This window comes from Methanospirillum hungatei (genome assembly GCF_019263745.1).
GTDB classification, from domain to species: domain Archaea; phylum Halobacteriota; class Methanomicrobia; order Methanomicrobiales; family Methanospirillaceae; genus Methanospirillum; species Methanospirillum purgamenti.
On record NZ_CP077107.1, the window covers coordinates 1,301,332 to 1,320,455 of the forward strand.

Annotated in this window: 21 protein-coding genes; 15 read left to right on the forward strand and 6 right to left on the reverse strand. The window is 44.8% G+C overall.

Annotation, left to right across the window (positions count from 1 at the left end; all coding sequences use genetic code 11):
• The first annotated feature begins 114 nt into the window (after positions 1 to 114).
• From argH to KSK55_RS06135, 10 genes are all read left to right on the forward strand, one after another.
• Positions 115 to 1,596, forward strand: a complete 1,482-nt coding sequence (gene argH, locus KSK55_RS06090) for an argininosuccinate lyase (RefSeq protein WP_218608895.1) — start codon at positions 115 to 117, stop codon at positions 1,594 to 1,596.
• Complete coding sequence (gatD, locus tag KSK55_RS06095; RefSeq protein ID WP_214420576.1) at positions 1,593 to 2,825, forward strand: Glu-tRNA(Gln) amidotransferase subunit GatD; 1,233 nt, start codon at positions 1,593 to 1,595, stop codon at positions 2,823 to 2,825. The genes argH and gatD overlap by 4 nt, the downstream gene beginning before the upstream one ends.
• On the forward strand, positions 2,822 to 4,666 hold the full coding sequence (gene gatE / locus KSK55_RS06100; RefSeq protein ID WP_218608580.1) for a Glu-tRNA(Gln) amidotransferase subunit GatE: 1,845 nt from the start codon (positions 2,822 to 2,824) through the stop codon (positions 4,664 to 4,666). Before gatD ends, gatE begins: the two co-directional genes overlap by 4 nt.
• A 73-nt stretch (positions 4,667 to 4,739) precedes the next feature.
• Positions 4,740 to 5,075 (forward strand): DUF5350 domain-containing protein, encoded by a 336-nt coding sequence (locus tag KSK55_RS06105; protein WP_214420574.1) that lies wholly within the window; start codon positions 4,740 to 4,742, stop codon positions 5,073 to 5,075.
• A 183-nt stretch (positions 5,076 to 5,258) separates the two neighbouring features.
• Entirely contained in the window at positions 5,259 to 5,615 is a 357-nt protein-coding gene (locus KSK55_RS06110) for a hypothetical protein (RefSeq protein ID WP_214420573.1), read from the forward strand.
• Positions 5,602 to 6,129, forward strand: a complete 528-nt coding sequence (locus KSK55_RS06115) for a nitroreductase family protein (protein ID WP_218608581.1) — start codon at positions 5,602 to 5,604, stop codon at positions 6,127 to 6,129. The genes KSK55_RS06110 and KSK55_RS06115 overlap by 14 nt, the downstream gene beginning before the upstream one ends.
• A 28-nt stretch (positions 6,130 to 6,157) precedes the next feature.
• Complete coding sequence (locus KSK55_RS06120) at positions 6,158 to 6,496, forward strand: DUF555 domain-containing protein (protein WP_214420571.1); 339 nt, start codon at positions 6,158 to 6,160, stop codon at positions 6,494 to 6,496.
• Positions 6,493 to 7,392, forward strand: a complete 900-nt coding sequence (locus KSK55_RS06125) for a carbohydrate kinase family protein (protein WP_214420570.1) — start codon at positions 6,493 to 6,495, stop codon at positions 7,390 to 7,392. The genes KSK55_RS06120 and KSK55_RS06125 overlap by 4 nt, the downstream gene beginning before the upstream one ends.
• 16 nt (positions 7,393 to 7,408) lie before the next feature.
• Positions 7,409 to 9,148 carry a DUF2070 family protein gene (locus KSK55_RS06130; RefSeq protein WP_214420569.1) on the forward strand — a complete coding sequence of 580 codons (1,740 nt, stop codon included), beginning with the start codon at positions 7,409 to 7,411 and terminating at the stop codon, positions 9,146 to 9,148.
• A gap of 67 nt (positions 9,149 to 9,215) precedes the next feature.
• Positions 9,216 to 10,076, forward strand: a complete 861-nt coding sequence (locus KSK55_RS06135) for a formate/nitrite transporter family protein (protein ID WP_218608582.1) — start codon at positions 9,216 to 9,218, stop codon at positions 10,074 to 10,076.
• Between the two features lie 6 nt (positions 10,077 to 10,082).
• Here KSK55_RS06135 and KSK55_RS06140 read toward each other — a convergent pair whose 3' ends face one another.
• Entirely contained in the window at positions 10,083 to 11,558 is a 1,476-nt protein-coding gene (locus KSK55_RS06140; protein WP_214420567.1) for an ATP-binding protein, read from the reverse strand.
• 130 nt (positions 11,559 to 11,688) lie between these two features.
• On the opposite strand from KSK55_RS06140, the gene KSK55_RS06145 reads away from it, so the two are divergent.
• The 3 genes from KSK55_RS06145 (at position 11,689) to pscS (ending at position 14,081) form a co-directional block, all read left to right on the forward strand.
• Positions 11,689 to 12,576, forward strand: a complete 888-nt coding sequence (locus KSK55_RS06145; RefSeq protein WP_214420566.1) for a hypothetical protein — start codon at positions 11,689 to 11,691, stop codon at positions 12,574 to 12,576.
• Between the two features lie 153 nt (positions 12,577 to 12,729).
• Positions 12,730 to 12,912: a hypothetical protein gene (locus KSK55_RS06150; protein ID WP_214420565.1), complete on the forward strand. Its 183-nt coding sequence runs from the start codon at positions 12,730 to 12,732 to the stop codon at positions 12,910 to 12,912.
• Positions 12,909 to 14,081, forward strand: coding sequence for an O-phospho-L-seryl-tRNA:Cys-tRNA synthase (pscS, locus tag KSK55_RS06155; RefSeq protein ID WP_214420564.1), 1,173 nt, complete (start codon positions 12,909 to 12,911; stop codon positions 14,079 to 14,081). Before KSK55_RS06150 ends, pscS begins: the two co-directional genes overlap by 4 nt.
• A 34-nt stretch (positions 14,082 to 14,115) precedes the next feature.
• On the opposite strand, the gene thiI is transcribed toward pscS, so the two are convergent.
• Positions 14,116 to 15,288 carry a tRNA uracil 4-sulfurtransferase ThiI gene (gene thiI, locus KSK55_RS06160; protein WP_250545235.1) on the reverse strand — a complete coding sequence of 391 codons (1,173 nt, stop codon included), beginning with the start codon at positions 15,286 to 15,288 and terminating at the stop codon, positions 14,116 to 14,118.
• A gap of 114 nt (positions 15,289 to 15,402) precedes the next feature.
• Here thiI and KSK55_RS06165 point away from each other — a divergent pair, with 114 nt between their 5' ends.
• Positions 15,403 to 16,041 (forward strand): DUF2150 family protein, encoded by a 639-nt coding sequence (locus KSK55_RS06165; protein ID WP_214420563.1) that lies wholly within the window; start codon positions 15,403 to 15,405, stop codon positions 16,039 to 16,041.
• The gene (locus KSK55_RS06170) at positions 16,038 to 16,511 is read left to right on the forward strand and encodes a DUF5814 domain-containing protein (RefSeq protein WP_218608583.1); all 474 of its coding nucleotides are present in this window, start codon (positions 16,038 to 16,040) and stop codon (positions 16,509 to 16,511) included. Before KSK55_RS06165 ends, KSK55_RS06170 begins: the two co-directional genes overlap by 4 nt.
• 118 nt (positions 16,512 to 16,629) lie before the next feature.
• Here the strand turns inward: KSK55_RS06170 and KSK55_RS06175 are convergent, their stop codons facing one another.
• The 4 genes from KSK55_RS06175 to KSK55_RS06190 all read right to left on the reverse strand — a co-directional run bounded on the left by KSK55_RS06175 (position 16,630) and on the right by KSK55_RS06190 (position 19,113).
• Complete coding sequence (locus KSK55_RS06175) at positions 16,630 to 17,064, reverse strand: protease inhibitor I42 family protein (RefSeq protein WP_218608584.1); 435 nt, start codon at positions 17,062 to 17,064, stop codon at positions 16,630 to 16,632.
• A gap of 113 nt (positions 17,065 to 17,177) precedes the next feature.
• Positions 17,178 to 17,675 carry a protease inhibitor I42 family protein gene (locus tag KSK55_RS06180; RefSeq protein WP_214420560.1) on the reverse strand — a complete coding sequence of 166 codons (498 nt, stop codon included), beginning with the start codon at positions 17,673 to 17,675 and terminating at the stop codon, positions 17,178 to 17,180.
• A gap of 155 nt (positions 17,676 to 17,830) precedes the next feature.
• Complete coding sequence (locus KSK55_RS06185; protein ID WP_218608585.1) at positions 17,831 to 18,637, reverse strand: methyltransferase domain-containing protein; 807 nt, start codon at positions 18,635 to 18,637, stop codon at positions 17,831 to 17,833.
• 62 nt (positions 18,638 to 18,699) lie between these two features.
• A complete protein-coding gene (locus KSK55_RS06190; protein ID WP_218608586.1) occupies positions 18,700 to 19,113 on the reverse strand; it encodes an ATP-binding protein in 414 nt (137 codons plus the stop codon).
• Positions 19,114 to 19,124: the final 11 nt, after the last annotated feature.

Below are 19,124 nucleotides of genomic sequence, written 5' to 3' on the forward strand. Positions count from 1 at the left end.
TTAGTTGTCTTATTGTATCACCTTTTTTGATTTCAAGAATAAGATCATACCGAATGATTCTCTGAGTTTATACAGTGGGAATTAATGATACTCCGGTGAAAGATGTACCCGATTATGACCAGGGATGTCGTCAGAAAGGCACGGCTCTCCGGGGAGAGAACAGAAGATATTGAATCACTCCTCTCCTCGATGGAGGCGGACAGGAATATTGCTTCTTCAGATGTTCTGGTCGATATGGCACATTTGGTGATGCTGACCAGGCAGAGAATCGTAAATGAAACGCATTCAAAAACCCTCATGCGGGAACTCTTGGAGATGTACGAATCAGGCGTCCCAATTGATGCATATGATCCGTCATGTGAAGACATTCACGCAGGTATCGAAACGGTGCTCACCAAAAAAACCGGAGGGGATGCTGGTGGCCGGCTCCATATCGGCAGATCACGAAATGATGAAGTCGCTACTTGTCTTCGAATAAGAACGAGAGATACCATCCTTGATCAACTTGAAGCGGTGAACAGACTTCGGACTGCGTTACTGGAAGTGGCTGACGATCATGTAAGAACGGTGATGCCGGGATTTACCCACCTGCAACATGCTCAGCCGGTAACACTCGCCCACCATCTTCTTGCGTATGAGCAGATGTTTGCACGGGATTTTGATCGGCTCTTCGATGCTCTAAGGCGGGTAAATTATTCTCCTCTCGGAGCTGCAGCTCTTGCGTCCACAGGCTATCCTCTAGACCGTGAATATACAGCAAAGCTGCTTGGATGCAATGGGTATCTCGAAAACTCAATGGATGCTGTTGCTTCACGTGATTTTGCAGAAGAGATTCTTGCCTGTGATACGATCCTCCTCGTAAATATCTCACGTTTTTGTGAAGAACTCATACTCTGGAGTTCCTCATTTGTACAATTTGTCATCCTGGATGATCGGTACTGCTCAACCAGTTCAATTATGCCACAGAAAAAAAATCCGGATGTTGCAGAAATCCTTCGTTCACGGGCTGGAACGATTCTTGGCACATTTGTTTCGGCGGCAACAATCATGAAAGGTCTTCCGATGGCTTATAACCGGGATATGCAGGATCTCAATCCTCATCTCTGGCGCGGAATTTCAGATATAAGAAGAGATGTGGATCTTCTTGCCGGCATGATTGCATCTGCCCGATTTAACACATCCCGTATGGCTGAAGAAGCAGGAAAGGGTGGAACAACTACAACAGAACTTGCGGACACCCTGGTTCGGGAATATAATATTCCATTCAGGACGGCCCATCATATCGTTGGGAGAGCAGTCAGGGACGGATCATTAGACCTTGTAACCCTTGATAAAGCAGCGGAAGAGTTCCATGGCAAAACCCTCTCTTCTCTTGGCATTACCGAGGAAAAGATTGAATCAGCACTATCTGTTACAACATCCCTTTCAGTCAGATCCCTTCCCGGTGGTCCGGCTCCAGATGCGGTAAAAAAATCCCTGGCAGGACGAAAAAAGGAACTTCAAAAGGATATTGAAATGATTACGGATAAGAAAAGCCGGATTAACGAATCTATTGATGAACTTCTCACACATGCACGGAGAATTGCACAATTATGAGTGAATTATTGGAGACTGGTGACAATGTCAGATGTACCTTGCAGGGCTCTTCCTGTGAGGGAACATATATTGCATCACGGAATGGTATGGCAACGGTAAAACTGACATCAGGATATAATATTGGTATTCCGATTGAGGCCCTGACAAAAAATGGTTCATCAGAGATGACAGAACCAAAAGTTCTCGAAGTTACCCAGGATAAAACTCTTCCTTGCATTTCAATCGTTTCTACCGGTGGAACTATCGCAAGTAAAATTGATTACCGTACCGGGGCTGTTACGAGTCAGTTCCGTGCAACAGATATTCTGAATGCAATTCCAGGTCTCGCATCTCTTGCACAATTCAGGGCAGTCCAGCTCTGTAATATTCTTTCTGAAAATATGACTCCTGCCATCTGGCAACAACTGGCACGAGCAATCCACGATGAAATAAAAGCCGGAGCACAAGGCATCCTGGTAACACACGGAACGGATACAATGGCATATAGTGCAGCAGCGGTTAGTTTTATGCTCAAGACACCGGTTCCCGTTGTATTTGTCGGATCACAGCGGTCAGCAGACAGGCCAAGCAGTGATAATGTTATGAATGGCATGTGTGCTGCTAAAACAGCCTTGTCAGACCTTGGAGAGGTGGTTGTGGTCATGCATGGATCAACAAGTGATGATTCCTGTGCAATTCACCGGGGAACCAGAGTCAGAAAGATGCATACCTCAAAACGTGATGCATTTCAGACAATTGGGCAGGAAAAACTTGGAAACATCGTATATCCCTCACTTGAGGTAACGCTCTCCCCTCATGCCATCAGGAGAGGGGCATCAGAACTAATACTGAAAGATAATCTGGAAGAAAAGTGTGGCGTTGTCTGGTATTATCCAGGCATGGATCCGAAGATCCTCTCGGCGTGGGATGGATATAAAGGAATTGTACTTGCAGGGACCGGGCTTGGGCATGTCGGAACTGAAATTATCAGTAAAATTCAGGACATGATTGCATCAGGAACAATGGTGATAATGACCTCACAATGCCTTCATGGAAGAGTATGTGACCGGGTGTATGACACTGGCAGGGATTTACTTTCCGTTGGAGTAATCGAGGGTGAAGATCTCCTCCCGGAAGTAGCCCTGGTCAAACTCATGTGGGTTCTGGGCAACAGTAAAAGCCAGGAAGAAGCACGGAACCTGATGACACACAATATTGCCGGAGAGATCTCGTGGAGGTCTGCAGAATGAGTGAAGACTATGCAGCACTCGGGCTGGTTGCAGGAATCGAGATTCACCAACAGTTGAACACAAAAGAAAAACTGTTCTGTAGATGTCCAACCATAATCAGGGAAGCTGAAGAAGCGAATGGTGAGTTTTTCAGGTACCTCAGGGCAACAAAAAGTGAAATGGGTGAGCTGGACCGGGCTGCAGAAGAAGAGATGATGCAGGTACGACAGTTTCGATATCTGACCTATGATACGACCTGTCTTGTAGAAAACGATGAAGAACCCCCAGCACCGATGAACCAGGAAGCTCTTGATATCGTCCTTACTATTGCCAAAGTCTGTGGTATGACCCCGGTTCCTGAAATCCATACCATGAGAAAACTCGTCATTGACGGGTCAAATACGAGTGGATTTCAGCGGACAGCCCTGGTTGCGATGAATGGTATACTTCCCGGAGGAGCAGAAATTGAAACTGTCTGTCTTGAAGAAGAGGCTGCTCAGCGGATTGAAGACACCTTCTTTTCTCTGGATCGTCTTGGAATTCCATTGATTGAAATTACCACCAGTCCCTGTCTGCATACCCCGGAAGCAGTTCAGGAAACCGCCGCTCAGATAGGGATGATTCTCAGGTCCACCGGGAGAGTAAAACGAGGACTTGGAACAATCAGACAGGATATTAACATCTCCATCCGGGAAGGAGCCAGGGTTGAGATCAAAGGTGTGCAAGAACTTGATCTGATCAGTGAAGTCGTCAGAAGAGAAGCACAGCGGCAGGTAGCCCTTCTTGAAATCAGAGAAGAACTCAAAAAACGTGGTGCATCGATAGAAAAGACGCCGGTTGATGTGACATCCCTTTTTTCTGAAAGCAAAAGCAGGGTCTTAAAAAATGCATCAATGATCCTTGCAATCAAACTGAACAAATGTGCAGGACTTGTAGGCAGGGAGATTCAACCAGGACGAAGACTTGGTAGTGAAATGTCAGATTATGCCAAAAAATGTGGGGTAGGAGGTCTTTTCCACACCGATGAACTACCAGCGTACGGGGTTACTGAGGAAGAAGTTGTCAGCCTGAAAGCGGCACTCTCTGCATCACCAGAAGATTGTGTCATCATAGTTGCAGACAAACCACAACGATGCCAATGTGCAATTAAGCAGATTATCAGACGAGCAGAGATGGCATTTGAGGGCATACCAAAAGAGACCAGAAAAATGCTTGAGGGAGGCTCTACAGCATATATGCGCCCACTTCCTGGAGCTGCCAGAATGTATCCTGAAACAGATGTATTCCAGGTCAGAGTCACTCCGGAGCGGTTTGCAGACCTTGAAATTCCCGAGATGATTGATGACACCATTGCACGGTACATGAAGGAGTTTGGTCTTACACGGGAAGTTGCCAGGCAGATGGCATATTCTGAACGGAGAAGTGCGTTTGAAGAGGTCATAGCATCAGGAATTAAACCAGCACTGGCAGAACGGGCTTTTAACTCAACTCTTCGGGAACTCAGCCGTGAAGGAATATTGATAACCCGGATTGCGGATGATGACATCAAAACAATCCTCTGTGCAATAAATTCTGGAGACATTGCTAAAGAAGCACTATCTCCTATTCTCTCTGCATTAGCAGAAGGGAAAAAGCCGGAAGAGGCATGTGAGATTGCTGCACCGAAAGTTACAGAAAATGAACTGACCCTCATTATAGAACGGATTGTGACCGAACGAAGTGACTTTATCCGGGAGCGCGGGAATGCAGCAACCGGGCCAATTATGGGTGTCGTGATGAAAGAAGTAAGAGGATCTGTTGATGGAAAAGTTGTGAACCAGATCCTCCGCGAGTCTATCTCTCGTGTACTCAAATCACCATGAAAGAGTGACTCATATTAGACAATCTTTAATTGATGATAACAGGCAATAGTACAGGCATTCGCGAGGTGCAATTATGGGCAAGACAGGAACCACGGAATGGATGCAGATAAAGGGAAGCAAGGGTCAGATACGCCTTGTACCGAAGAAAGAAGCAGGAACAAAGAAGCCGGGTCCAAACCAGCGGTTCAAAGCACAGACCACCATTAAAAGAATGGAGCGGGCTGCAGGCCGTGGTGGAAGAGGCCGCGGCAACGAGATGCGTGGCGGAAGCAGAGGTGGAAGAGGCGGCGGTGGAGGTCGTGGCGGAAGCAGGGGAGGACAGACTCAGTCTCTGCGAACCATGGCAGCCCGGAGAAGAATGGGACGCCCGAAAGTATCCATGCTTGGCCAGAAACAGCGCTCGAAATAACCAAATACCCTTAGTAAACTTTTTTCCGCCACAAAAACTCCAGGAAGGTGCAAAATGTTACTTCCTGGAATGAACCGAAAAGTAGGGGTTATTTCAAGACACGCATTTTGACAACAATCTATTTTCAAAAACTTTTCCACAAAGATCGGACATTAACTATAATGTGTAAAGTCAGCATGTACTATGGATAAAAAAGGTGCTGTTTCTGCATATCAGTATGGTGAACGAGCAAAATCAGAACTAATCATCGCATCACAACTGATTACTGTTCTTTCAGGTCTGAAAGATGCTGAACGCACCGGCGGGAGAAAGATTGTACTGCAGTGTCTTGAATCAGTGCGTATTGAACTCCAGTTTGCATTACGTGCAACAAACGATCACGAATTCCAAAAATCAATAGACAACCTGAACCAGGCTATCAGCCTTGTTGAAAGCAATGATTTTGACCAATCGGTGAAAACCATCGGTGCTGCAATTAGTAATGCGACAACGGTTGCGATGATGGCATGGCAGGAACTTGAAAAACATGAATTTGTCTGAACTTAGTCGATTTTTAGCTGGGAGAACCTCGGTCAGGCATTATTTGTCAGACCAGGTACCTGATAACATCATAGAAGAAATCCTTGCATCTACAAGATCTGCTCCGTCAGCAGGGAACCTTGAGTCCTGGGATGTTGTCGTGGTAACGGATGAAGGGACCAGAGAACTTCTGGCAGATGCAGCATTTAACCAGGAACATGTATCAGCAGCTCCTGTTGTGTTTGTTGTCTGCGCAAATTACGTACGTTCCATGTCCAGGTACGGTGAACGAGGTATTCTCTATGCTATGCAGGATGCAACTATTGCAGGAACATATCTGATGATGGCTATTCATGCATCAGGGCTTGGTTCTTGCTGGACTGGAGCTTTTGATGATGAAATGGTACGTGAAACATTGGATTTACCAGGGCATATCAGACCAGTCACGCTTCTTACCGCTGGATATACCAAAGAAGTCAACCCATCACCGCATCGAATGGAAACTGCTGAACATGTTCATTTCGGGTACTGGTAGCCCAAATATTTAGAAAAAAGGAGAAATAATGCCTGATTATCTGGTTGTTTTAGAATCTGCATGGACTATCCGTGATGCAAACTCAGTGGATGATGCTATCAGCATTGCCATTAGCGAAGCAGGAAAACGATTAAATCCAAAAGCGAAGTTTGTCGAAGTCGAAGCGGGATACCTCTCCTGTCCTTATTGCGAGGAGGAACTTCCGTGTACTCTTGTGGTTGCCAAGACCGCCCTCGTCGGGATTAAAATGGAGATGAAAGTGTATAAGGCAGATTCCGAGGAACACGCAAGAAGAATCGCACTCTCGACTATCGGAAAAGCACTCCGTGACATCCCTCTGGAGATCATCGAGGTTGAAGAACTGTGATTTCAGTAGTCGGCCATACTGCTGTTGATCATATCTGTAGTGTATCCCATCTTCCAGGCCCGAATGCATCTGCATCCATACTGAACAGAACTATTGCATTCGGTGGTGGTGCAGCAAATATTGCAGTCGGAATTGCACTCCTTGGAGGGAAGACATCCCTCATAAGTGCAGTAGGTGGTGATTTTCCTGGAAGTGACTATGATATCCGGATGAAAGAACTGGGAATAAAACAACAATTTTTTATCGTTCCTGATAAGCACACCGCTACAGCATTTATGTTCACAAATCCGGAAGGAGACCAGATGACATATTTTGAATGGGGAGCATCATGTCTTTTTGAAACAGAGCCAGCTCCATCACTTCCCTTTGTGCATATGGCAACCGCTGATCCGGGATTTAATATGCAAGTGGCACAAAAAGCAGGATTTGCATCTTTTGATCCTGGTCAGGATCTCCATAGGTATACAACAGACACTCTTTCTATTATCATAGACTCAATCGATCTTCTTATTGCAAATCATCATGAATACGCGGGGATGTGCAAGATCCTTGACATGAACAGGGACGACTTAATCTCCCAGGTCCCAATGGCAATAGAAACACGGGGAGGGGAAGGAGCTATCCTGTATGAAAAAGGCGAAGAAAAGGTTATTCCTTCTGTATCAGTCCCGTGTGTTGATCCAACCGGGGCAGGAGATGCGTTCAGGGCAGGTTTTCTAACCTCATATGCTGCGGGATATTCATCTGAAGATTCATGTAAAATCGGAGCGGTTACTGCATCTTTTGTTGTGGAAACCTGTGGATGCCAGATTGGGCTGCCAGACTGGAATACGATGGCAGGACGGTTTGAAGAAAAGTTTGGCCCCATTCCGACACATGGTCCGAATAGGGCATAATCTCGGGTAAATTTGTATGGATTCAGTACCCGGAAGTGCAGTGCGGATGGAGAAGATGTCAAAGTATATCTTCACCGCACCTCGGTGGCCTGCATCATTAATTATTCTGATAATTCTGGGACTTCTGATAGAATTTCTCTCCCGAAGACTGGATCCTTCATATGAATGGTTCGGCCTTTTGGCTTTTATTTTACCAGGTTTTTTAGCATTTCTTCTGACAAGACCACTCATTATTATTCAAAACCGGCAGATGACCTGGAACCGGAGTGCTCTTCTAGCTGTTTCATGCACTCTGTTCTCATGTCTGATTACCCTTATCGGACTGATTTTCCTGCAGGATTTGCTTGATTTATGCTATGCCCTCTCCTTAGGATTTATCTTTGGAGTCAGGCTTTTAGTCCTTGTTTCGATAGCCGATTACCGGACGACACGTATGGTGTTTCCGGCAGTAATTCAAAGTCTGGCCGGATGGCTGCTTGTCTCTTTCATCCTCCCGGATCCTTTTTTGGTACTTGCTCCGGTCCTGATGATCTTTTTTGGAACCGGATTTACCATACTGATCTGGCTTATTGACCGGCCACTGTACCGGGCATTTCGCATTAGAGGCCTTAAATTTCTGAATGCTTTCATTGCCCATCTTACTGATGGTGACAAAGGCATGGAGGATTTTTTCAGGGGAATTGGTCAGGAAGCATGGGTTCCTCAGGTGAGCATTTTCTTTCAAAGAGAAGGAAAAAAAGATCTCATATTTACCATACCAAATGTGCATCCCGGTCCTATGGGGGAGATAGGGGGAGGTAATCTTCCATCAATACTCCGAGGCAGATTTGATGAAGAAATGATGGTTGCTCACGGATGTGCCACTCATGATTATAATCTTGTTTCTGAATCTGAAATCGACAAGATCGTGGATGCAGTAAACGAGACAAGGGAACAACTCAAGTGGCACACGACAGCAGGAGTATCTGGTAGAATTCAGGCAGGAACTGTCTCATTATTATATCAGCGAATCGGTGACACACTTCTTATGGTAAGTACCCGATCCCCAGATAAAACCGAAGACATTGATTTTGGAATCGGACATGCAATAATTTGTGAAGGACATAAAATCACCCCCCATATCGGTTTTATTGATGCACATAACTGTCTTGGTGAAGAGATTGATGTTATCCTTCCAGGAACCAGAACTGCACATGAATACTTCACTGCTGCTTCACAGGCCATGGACACCTGGGAAAAGGTTCCACTCTTTCCCCTCAAAATCGGGTATGTACATCTTCCACTTCCCTATACGAGAGAGGAAGGAATTGGAGACATCGGACTTCAGGTACTGATCACAGACACGGGGAAGACGACTGCATATATTCTCATTGACGGGAACAACATGGCTCAGGGAGTACGAGAGCGAATCAGAGATGAGGTTCTTACTCTTGTAGACGAAGCTGAAATTATGACCACTGACACTCATGTTGTCAATACCATCAGCGGGAAAAATCCAGTCGGATTTCGAATATCTCCGGATGATATTGTCAGTCATGTTCTCGATGGTGTAGAAAGTGCCCTTGACGATAGATCTGATGCCCGTGCAGCTGGAAGTTCTGCGACCTGCAACGGAGTTATCATCTTTGGATCTGATTCAATAGCCCAGCTCGCAAGTATAGTAAATACCATTCTCGTGTACGTTGTCCCTATCAGTGCCGGAATGTTACTCCTTGCGGTTGTATTATCAGTTATTGCTTACATGGTGATCACCTGAAAATACTTTTGTGATGAAAAGACTTGGGTGTACTGAAAGAGAAGTCAATAATTTGAGGATAATAGAAATGAGTTATCATTCTCCTTACGAAATCATTGCACAAGGCGCAAAAGCCGGAAGATACCGGATGTCGCTCCCTGGCTGGAATCTCCTTCTTCGTGGTGGAATGGCCGGAGCATATATGGGAATGGGTGGAGTCCTGATGATTATTGTATCATCAGGTGTTGCCGCAACGCTTGGGATAGGGATCGCTCAGTTTCTCATGGGTCTTGTATTCCCTCTTGGACTAATCCTGATTGTACTGACCGGTGCTGAACTATTTACCGGAGATGCGATGCTGGCACCATTTGCCGCATTTTCATTTAATACTGGAATACTTTCAGTTTTCAGGATCTGGATTCTGTCATATCTTGGGAATATAATAGGGGCATTCGGGTTTGCAGGGCTGATTACATTCGGAGTGTTACTTCAGCCAGGTTCTGAAGGATACGCGGCTGGATCCTATGCTGTTTCTATGGTGGCATTTGCTGCGGAGCGATGTAGCTACCCGGGAGCAGCAGGGATACTTTCATGTTTCTTAAAAGCTCTTGCAGCCGGATGGCTCCTGAACCTGGCGGTTCTTCTTGGAATCTGTGCCGATGATGCGATTGGAAAAATTGCAGGAATATGGTTTCCATCAATGGCTTTAGCATCAACCGGGATGGAACATGCGATCACAAATGCCTGCCTGATACCTGCAGGACTTTTCTCAGCCCCGTATCTTACTCCGTTACAGGTAGCAGAAGTCGGACCACTTGCAGGAAATCTCGCATGGAGTGTTTTTCTCCTCAATAACCTTCTACCAGTCACCCTTGGAAATCTTGTTGGAGGACTGGTCTTCTCAGGCATACTTCTCTGGATAGCCTTTCAAAAGGAAATTAGATCGTAATGAGGTTTAGGAATACCAATTGAGGTACTCCTCAAAATGGTGAATATGACAACTGACCGGAAAGGGAATACCAATTGTTGAGATAATGGCCTCACCCCGGTCAAGCGTCTGAATTTCGGTATCCAGAATTCTGAGATCATGTTTCGCAGATGAAGCGATAATCTCACGATCCTGGCGATCAGCAAGCCCCATTACAATAAGAGTGTTCATCTGGGCTAATACCCGTTGATCAATATTTTTTGGTTGTTGGGTAATTACACCTATCCCAACACCAAATTTACGCCCTTCCATTGCTATCTCACGAAATATTCCAGTCTTTTCAGATCGCTGAGAAAGAACACGTTGAGCTTCTTCAATTGAAATGAGAATATTCCCATTTGTTTGCGATAAACCTTCATTTATAAACCGGTTTTGCCGGTCTTTAAAAATAGACCGGGATATCGCTGAGAGAACAAACAATTCAGCAGCATCACTCATCCCAGGAATGTCAATCAAGACAACTTTGTTCTCGTCAAGAGCAGAGATAATCTCCGGAAATGATGATTCTGTTTTATTGACAAAACCAGACGTGAGATCTAGAAGAGTTCTTATCTGTCGCTGAACCAGACGCAGTGCATCAGGTGACGCAGACCTGACTCGTTGAGCTATATCCTGATGATTTCCGATGTATGCTGTCGTCCGAAGATGAGATGGAAGTGATTCGACATCATCATGTATAAAAAAATCAAGAATCTCGTCGGTTTTAAATGGCATCAGAAGATGGATGACTTCATATTGATCGTGCGAAAGGTCAAAAATCAGACCCAGATCTGCTATGGAGAGATCAGAATGTGATATCTTCAACGGTTTTAATCCATGCATTCTGGCAAATGACTCATCCCGGATAGTAAAAACAGAAAGTCCTACATGAGCCAGAGGGTGGTGGACAAGTCCGCAAGCATGAGGATCTCCTGGTTGTCCGGTTGCATATTCCCCATGAGGATCGGTAAGGAGAATCCCGGCTTTTCTCGTAACGATAGCCGATGCACACAACACTTTCATGAGATTGCTTTTTCCCATCCCGGTCGTTGCAAAAATCCCCAAATGCTGATTTAATACAGAAGGAGGAATTCCAACAGGGATCTCAGAAATCAACCGGTTCCCACTCATCATACATCCCATTTCAAGATCTCCCATGAACATATTAAGAAGAGAGATTTCTTCTGTATCCATCCCGCGAACCGGAGAATGTAGTGGAGGGATTGTCCGGGGCTTTCGAAAGATGTTATCTGATCCGATACAACCAATAGGAAATCCAGTGACCAGGACTCCTCCGGATTCATATTCATGATGCATGCCGGTGACTCGTGTAAAATACCTGATGCTTTTTTTCTCATCTGATACGACAACCAGTTCCCCAACAGCAGTCATGCTCTCCGACGGAACAATCCACCGATACGTCAGAACATCTGTCCCGGTCAGTTGGTTATACCTATCCTCCATAGTATGATAGGTGTATCAATCCGGATGTAATAATAATTGAACGATACGTATACCCATCCTTGGTATTTGATAAAACTGAGTAAAAACAGGAAGCGAAGACTACTTGAACCATGAAACTGTACAAAATTACATGCAAAATCTGTGTATCAAAATTGCGGGGCATATTCTTTTTCTTGCAGTGATTTCTTTGGTTTTAATATCCAGTGCATATGCTGCTCTTGTCCCCTGTGGAGACAGTTCTTATGATCCTGGGAAGCAAGCCTGTTGTCAGGGAACGGTCTATGATGACAAATCAAAAATTGTCCCCTGCGGTGACAGTTGCTATGATCCAAGTACACAATCGTGTTGTAGAGGTCAGGTATATGACGGGCTTATGTGGGGAGAATGCAAAGGAGTCTGTTTTAATAAAGAAAAGCAGGTCTGTTGTGAAGGATACCCAGTAAATGGCAGCAGATGTTTGTCAACCTGCCATGGTGTACAGTTTAATCCCGATACTCAGTCGTGTTGTAATGGTCAGATACTTGACGGCAGGTTCTGGCGAGCCTGTGGAGACGAATGTTATGATTCATCAACCCAGTCATGTTGTAATAATAAAACCTACGAAGGTGCGAACTGGAAAGAATGTGGTAATGCCTGTTATGATTCTGAAATCCAGTTTTGCTCACAAAATAAAGTATATGATGGAAAGGGTGTGATGTTTTGTGGAGGAAAAACGTTTGATCCTAAAAGCCAGTCATGTTGCAATGGGATAGTGTATGATGGATTTGGATACCAGCCATGTGGAGATACCTGTTTTAATCCAAAGGTCCAAACCTGCTGCCAGGAACAGGTTTATGATGGAACCGGATATCAGCCATGTGGAGATGGATGTTATAACCCGAAAACCCAATCATGCTGTCAAAAGCAGGTATTTGATGGGATAGGCTATCAAAAATGCGGGGATACCTGCTATAATCCAAAAACACAGACCTGTTGCCGGGGTGCTGTACTCGAAGGTAAGCAGGACTGCCAGTATTGATCAACCAGCAATCAATCCAAAACCAGATTCATTATTTTTTTTTATAAAAATCCCACCCAAGGTGTGGAACTATCTAATCCATTTTTATACCACAGGCGTATGGAATCGTTTCTCTTATTGCATCATGACACCAACCATATAACAGGTGATTTTATGTCAAAACGGGCGGTAGATGCCGTATTTCAGGGACTATACCTGCTAACTGATGTCAGAGGCATACTTCGGGACACCGTCCCGCACCATCGATTATCAGCGGAGCAAAAAACAGAAGCAGAAAAAATTCTTGGGAAGTTGGAGAAACAAGTTGCAATATTAAAGGAGGAACTCCTCTTATGAACTGCGGTGAAGGTATTGACACCAGACAGATTGACGAGCTTTTCATCAATCTTGATCCCATTCAGGCAGGTGGTCGGCTTACCACCGATGCGATGAAAGCAGTCCTCGCATATGGAGATGGATATTCAGTCTGTGATCATTGTACAAAACCGTTCAGACTTGATCATATCTCAAAGCCACCCCTTGCTGAATTTCACAAAGATCTGGCTACATTTCTCAATATGGACACCGCACGTCTTGTCCCAGGAGCTCGACGAGGTTTTCAGGCGGTTGCAGACGCATTGGTAAAACCTGATGATCCAGTTCTTTTAACTGCATATTCTCACTATACAGAGTTTCTTTCAGTAGAGCAGGCACGAGCTCAACCGTTTGAGATACCTGCAAATGACTCGCATATTATAACCCCCGATGCTGCAGCTTCCAGGATAGAAGAGGTAATAAAAACAACAGGGAAGACTCCTGCCTTAATGTTTGTTGAACAAGTTGACTATCAGTACGGGAATCAACACCCGGTTAAGGATCTCATAAAAGTTGCTCATCAATATGATATCCCCGTTCTCTGTAACGGAGCATATACAATTGGAATTATGGAAGTAGATGGGAAAGAACTGGGTGCGGATTTTCTGGTAGGATCAGGCCATAAAAGTATGGCAGCCCCTGCACCATCAGGAGTGCTTGCAACTACCAATGAATGGGCAGAAACTGTCCTCAGAACAACCGGAGTAAAAGGTGATCTCACCGGCAGAACATTCGGAGTCAAAGAAGTGGAGATGATGGGATGCACCCTGATGGGTGTGACCTCTGTTGGAATGATGGCCTCTTTCCCTCATGTAAAGAAACGAGTGAAGGAATTTGATGCCCAGGTCAGGTACGGTAATATGATTGTTGATGCACTCCTGACAATAGATGGAACACAAGTTCAGAGTGAATACCCTCGGAGGCATACTCTGACCAGAATGAATACCACCGATTCATTTGATAAAGTAGCAAAAAAACATAAAAAGAAAGGATTCTTCCTGACAAGTGCACTTCGGGAACGGGGGATAACCGGCATTCTTGCAGGTTCAACCAGAGTCTGGAAATTCAATAGTTATGGCATAACAAAGGAACAGGCATCGTATGTTGCTGATGCATTTGTCGAGATTGCAAAAGCTGAAGGAATTGCCTGAACATTACATTTTTCAAACGAAAAAATAACCTGCTTCATAACTTTATTTTTGTTATCGTAGCCTGACTCAGTATATCGCTGATAACTGCCTTCATTGATACCTGGGCAAGAGATGCCTCTATTTGAGCAGTGTCAGACTTTGTCACCGGGCGGGGAGGCAGAGCATGGCAGGATGTGTCTCCAGGCTCTGAAGAAAATGATCCTATCTTTCGTGCCAGGGAGATAATCTCCTCTTTATCATACCCGATGAGTGGCCGGTAGATGGGAATCCCTATGCCGGTAGAGATAGAAGCAAGGTTGTGAAGTGTCTGTGTTGCAACCTGCCCCAGGTTATCTCCAGTTACAATACCATCACAGCCGGTATCTCTCGCATACTGCTCAGCAAGGAGCAGCATTGCCCGCTTGCATATAACACACCGAAGTTTTGCTTCAGAAAGATCCATTAATGCCTGATAAAGTGGTTCAGCAGGAACGGTAACCAGCCGTAATTCAAGACCAGGTACCCAACGTGAGAGGGCTGAGAGATTGTTCAACATATTTTTTGGAATATCAGTCCCACCAAACTTCCCAGGAGCAATGTGGAGAAAAACCATTCTGACACCTCTGCGCATCATGAGCCATGCAGCAACAGGTGAATCTATTCCTGCAGAGATGAGAGAGACCGCTTTTCCCTGTGTCCCATAAGGAAGACCACCAGGTCCTGGAATCCTGGTATCATATACCATTCCTCCTTCTTTGCGGGCCTCAATAAAGATCTCATATTCCGGTGTGGTCAGATCCACTTTCAGGTCTGGAATGGCAGTAATGATTCGGGAGCCTGCTTCTGCAGCAAGTTCCTGACTGGAAAATCCATCAACTCCCTCCCTCCGTGCCCGTACTGCAAATTTTGTATGAGGAACGAGATGGGATCTGGCAACCTTCAACGCAGCATCGCAGAGATCATCCATGCTGTTTCCGCAGATAGTAACCGGAGAAATATCTATGAGGCCAAAAATTCTGGAGAGCAGGAGAACAAGATCTTCAGATGACTCAGCATTCACAAGAATCCTGCTCCGGGTGATAGTAATCGATCCGTCCACATTACTCGCTTTAAGAGCTGACCGAATATTGTCACGTAATCTGTTTAAAAACTCCCTGCGCACCGGTTCGCTCTTTAAAAATATTTCTCCAAACCGGACCATCACTACCTTGCGGGTATCCTGCTCCATCTTGTCAGTACTTTAGGTTCTGTCCAAAAATGCCTGTTGTCAGGGGATGACTCTGATCAGAATGTGTTGTGCAGCCGACAAACTCTTATGCTGATCAAATCACAGGTGTATGTAATGGCTCCACGCAAAAAGAAAGACTCGGCATCAGCGCAGGAAGAAGCTCCCATGAAGCTCTTCTATATCTTTTACAGTCAGGAGCGATGGGATAACTGGATTAACTCCCTGCGTGAGGCTGATTTCGAAGGTGGCGATGATGACGAGATGCCTGAAGGATACCAGATGTTGAATGGATTTAATCAGGATATTTGTATTGAAGTATTGAAAATTATCAAACTCTATCAGAATAACCGGTTCTCTAAGGATGAGTCTATGACAAAACTCATCGAGGTAGAGGGGATCATTATGGAACAGGAGGTTGATGAGGATATGATTGAACTCATAGCCCCCATGCACTTCCAGTTACTTGTCCTGTTTGCATCTGCCAAGAAATTCCTTGAGGGTGGTTTTGAAGAGGATATCAAGGCACTTGTCAAAAAAGGGAGGGGTATCGATGAGGAGAACACCGAGGAACTACTTGCCGTTGCAGCTGATATCGGTGCAAACGTTATAAACGGTAAATCATGTTGTGGCAGATACATCAAAGATTCAGAAGATATGGGAGTCTTTGATGAGTGGCTTATACAGATTGAAACCATCAATGAAGCAATGGGTACCCTGAAGAACTTTGATGAGGAAGCAGGCGAAGTTTCGTGATTGCGTCCCGTGCACGACTTCGTTATCATCGTCAGATTGGAAAATTAATCGGATATCGCTTACCTGAGGGTGCATTTCATGGTGCAACCCTCGAAGCCCTCCTTTCAATTCCCTATGACTCATTTGATAGATCAACAAGGGAACAGATAATCACTTTCATCAAGAGTTTTCTCTCATGCAAATGCCAGGACAATCCCTTTTGTGGATGCCCGGAAAGGAAATTTGTCAGAGAAATTATTGAACTTCGGGAATCCGGCCTTGATCATGTGCAAATAAGTCAGTACCTTCGGGACGAGTTTGGTATTGAGATTTATGCCGCAGATATCCTGAGTTATCTTGAGGAAGCAGTACATTTATTAGAAGCAATTCAGGATGTTGCAGATCAGTTTCAGGTTCCAAAAATGCAGGAACTTGTTGAGCTTCATATTCATGCCATTGAAAAAGGAACTCCAGTTATTGTTGACTCTTAAGGTCAATTTTTCATTTTGTGAAAATTTTTTAGAGACTCTTTCGGTCCGTAAGAGACGTACATAACAAAGAGCACCCATAAAAAAGAAAGCCGGAGGTCCGGCCTTTTTTATTTGAATGTTACTCTACAAGAATTGCCAGAGAATAGGTCGTTTCATTGCCAACGGTTTCTTCCCATGGCTGCTTGTAGATACCATCGAAGGTTTGGTTTCCGACTGCAATAGCTTCAATGTACCATTCATGAACGCCCCCAACGCCCACCATACCTTCAGCTGCTGCATCCTGAACATATGTCTCGTTCAGAAGTGCAAGCCCATCAGAGAGAGTTACATTCCATGAATAGCCAGTTGTGGGGTTCTCCGGAAGTTGAACAAATGCAACCTGATTCATGGTCATATTTAGTTCAGTTGTGTTCACATCTGCAGTGACGTTGTACGCCGGCGTGACTATTGCCTCATCAACTACTTCAGATACTGTCTGTTCTTCTGCAATACACCCCGGGATCAGCAGAATCGCTGAAACCAGTAAGAGAAGGAACGTTACAATCCGATCCATATCAGATCAGGTTATCTTACTACCCCAATAAGATGGTGGTATACTCGAATTATTAAAAAAAACACGAAACAAAAACAAAAAGAATTGCCGGTCGAACCGACAATGAATGAAATTTACTCTACGAGGATGTTAAGAGTGTATTCGCTGCCAGTCTCTTCTGAATCTGCCTTCTGCTCTACACCAGAGAAAGCCTGTTCTCCGGCTGCAGCTGCTTCAACAAACCACTGGTGGAAAGCGCCGACTGTGCCCTCTACTGCATCGATGTGGGTGTCGTTTACAATGGTGAGACCTTCAGATGCGGTTACATTCCACTCAAAGTCGGTGGTTTCTGGGAGCTCGATCATGACAACCTGACCAACAGTCATGTTGATGTCAGTGGTGTTCACGTCTGCAGTGACATTGTATGCAAAGATTTCCTCGGTGATCTCTTCGGTCACTTCTTCAACGACCTCTTCACCTGGAAGCTGTGCTGCAACTGCTTCTTCAACAACTTCTTCTAATACAGCGCCTTCAGGGAGAACTTCAGGTGCTACCTGTTCTTCTGCAATACACCCCGGTACCAGCAGGACTGCTGAAACCAGTAAGAGAAGGAACGTTACAATCCGATCCATGTCTCTTTAGGTTACCTCAATAGGGTAATAAGTTAATGGTCCATTTGCAGCAAATTCAGAGGAAAAAGATCTAAGAATCCACGATAACAGTTTTGCTTAAAGCATTTGTGGAGAATCACATTGCGCGTATCTCAAAATCCTAAAATCGTAATGAATTAGGGGACAATTCCCTTTCCTTTGTAAAAAGTATAACTAAACGTCCCATCATCTAAAGCCGAGCGAGAGAGATCTGCTATGCCTTTATTCCATTCTTCTGCTGTGAGAAGACCTGCCGCAATTGCTGGTTCGCGGACACCCTCAATCATTGCTATGAATGTATTTTTTGTAAAACCAGTTACCATCTCAGGCCTTCCAGCATCAGCATACACAAGACGGGGAGACACAGTTACATGATTGAGACCCGATGACACAAGTATTGGATAGAGTTTTCTGCCAATACAGGCATCTCCTCCAGCTCGCTCCTGAAGGATGACCTGACATTGAATCGTTAAAAGTGCCTTTTCAGATTCAGGATGAAAACAGACTGAACCATGATCTCCTTCAATCGCAGTAATGGTGCCTCCAGGTTTTACCATCTGCATCACTTTTCTGATTGCCCCTACAGGATCTGCCAGGTGTTCAAGAACAAAGCAGAACACGGCATGATCAAAGAGACCGAGTGATATATTCGGGCTGAGAATATCGACCTGTTGAAAGATAACATTAGATAGCCCCATTCCATGGATCCTTGTTCTGGCAGAGTCCAAAGATTTTGTTGAGATATCAACCGAAACAAAATCACAGGATGGATTTAGTGTTGCCAGAATACCTGTTTGAGCACCAGTTCCACATCCTGCTTCAAGTATCCGGCTGTTTTTTGGAAAAACTGAGTCATGATGTATAAGATGAGTCAGAGTACCAGCCTGATCGGCCAGACGTTGAGCTTCACGGTCTGAATACCCATGAACATATGATTGTGACATGTGTTCTTTTACATTTCATGTAGAGGTTGAGATTGTTTCCGCTAGAAATTGAAAGAATAATATTAATGAGCCCGGTTTTTTTTCATAATCAGACAATTTCCGGACTCTGTCTGTTTATACGTAACCTCATCCATGAGAGATCGTATCAAGTGCACTCCAAGGCCTCCAATACGGCGCTCATCAATACCTGCCTCTGTGTCAGGAGTGGGAAGTGTAAGTGGATTAAAGAATGGTGCTTCATCACGGATGCAAAGCACAACCTGATGAGCAGAGATGATGCAACGAATTTCAATGAGTCCGGGACCTCCTTTATACCCGTGATTCATAATATTTACAACGGCTTCTTCAGCAGCAAGTTGCATCGCGTTTTCCACATCCGGGGGAGAATTTTCTGCTTCCAGTATTTCAGAGAGAAAATCAGCTAATTGGGTTACGGCATGTTCAGGATCTGTCAGGTTAATCTGGTATGTTGCCATTCATATCAAAC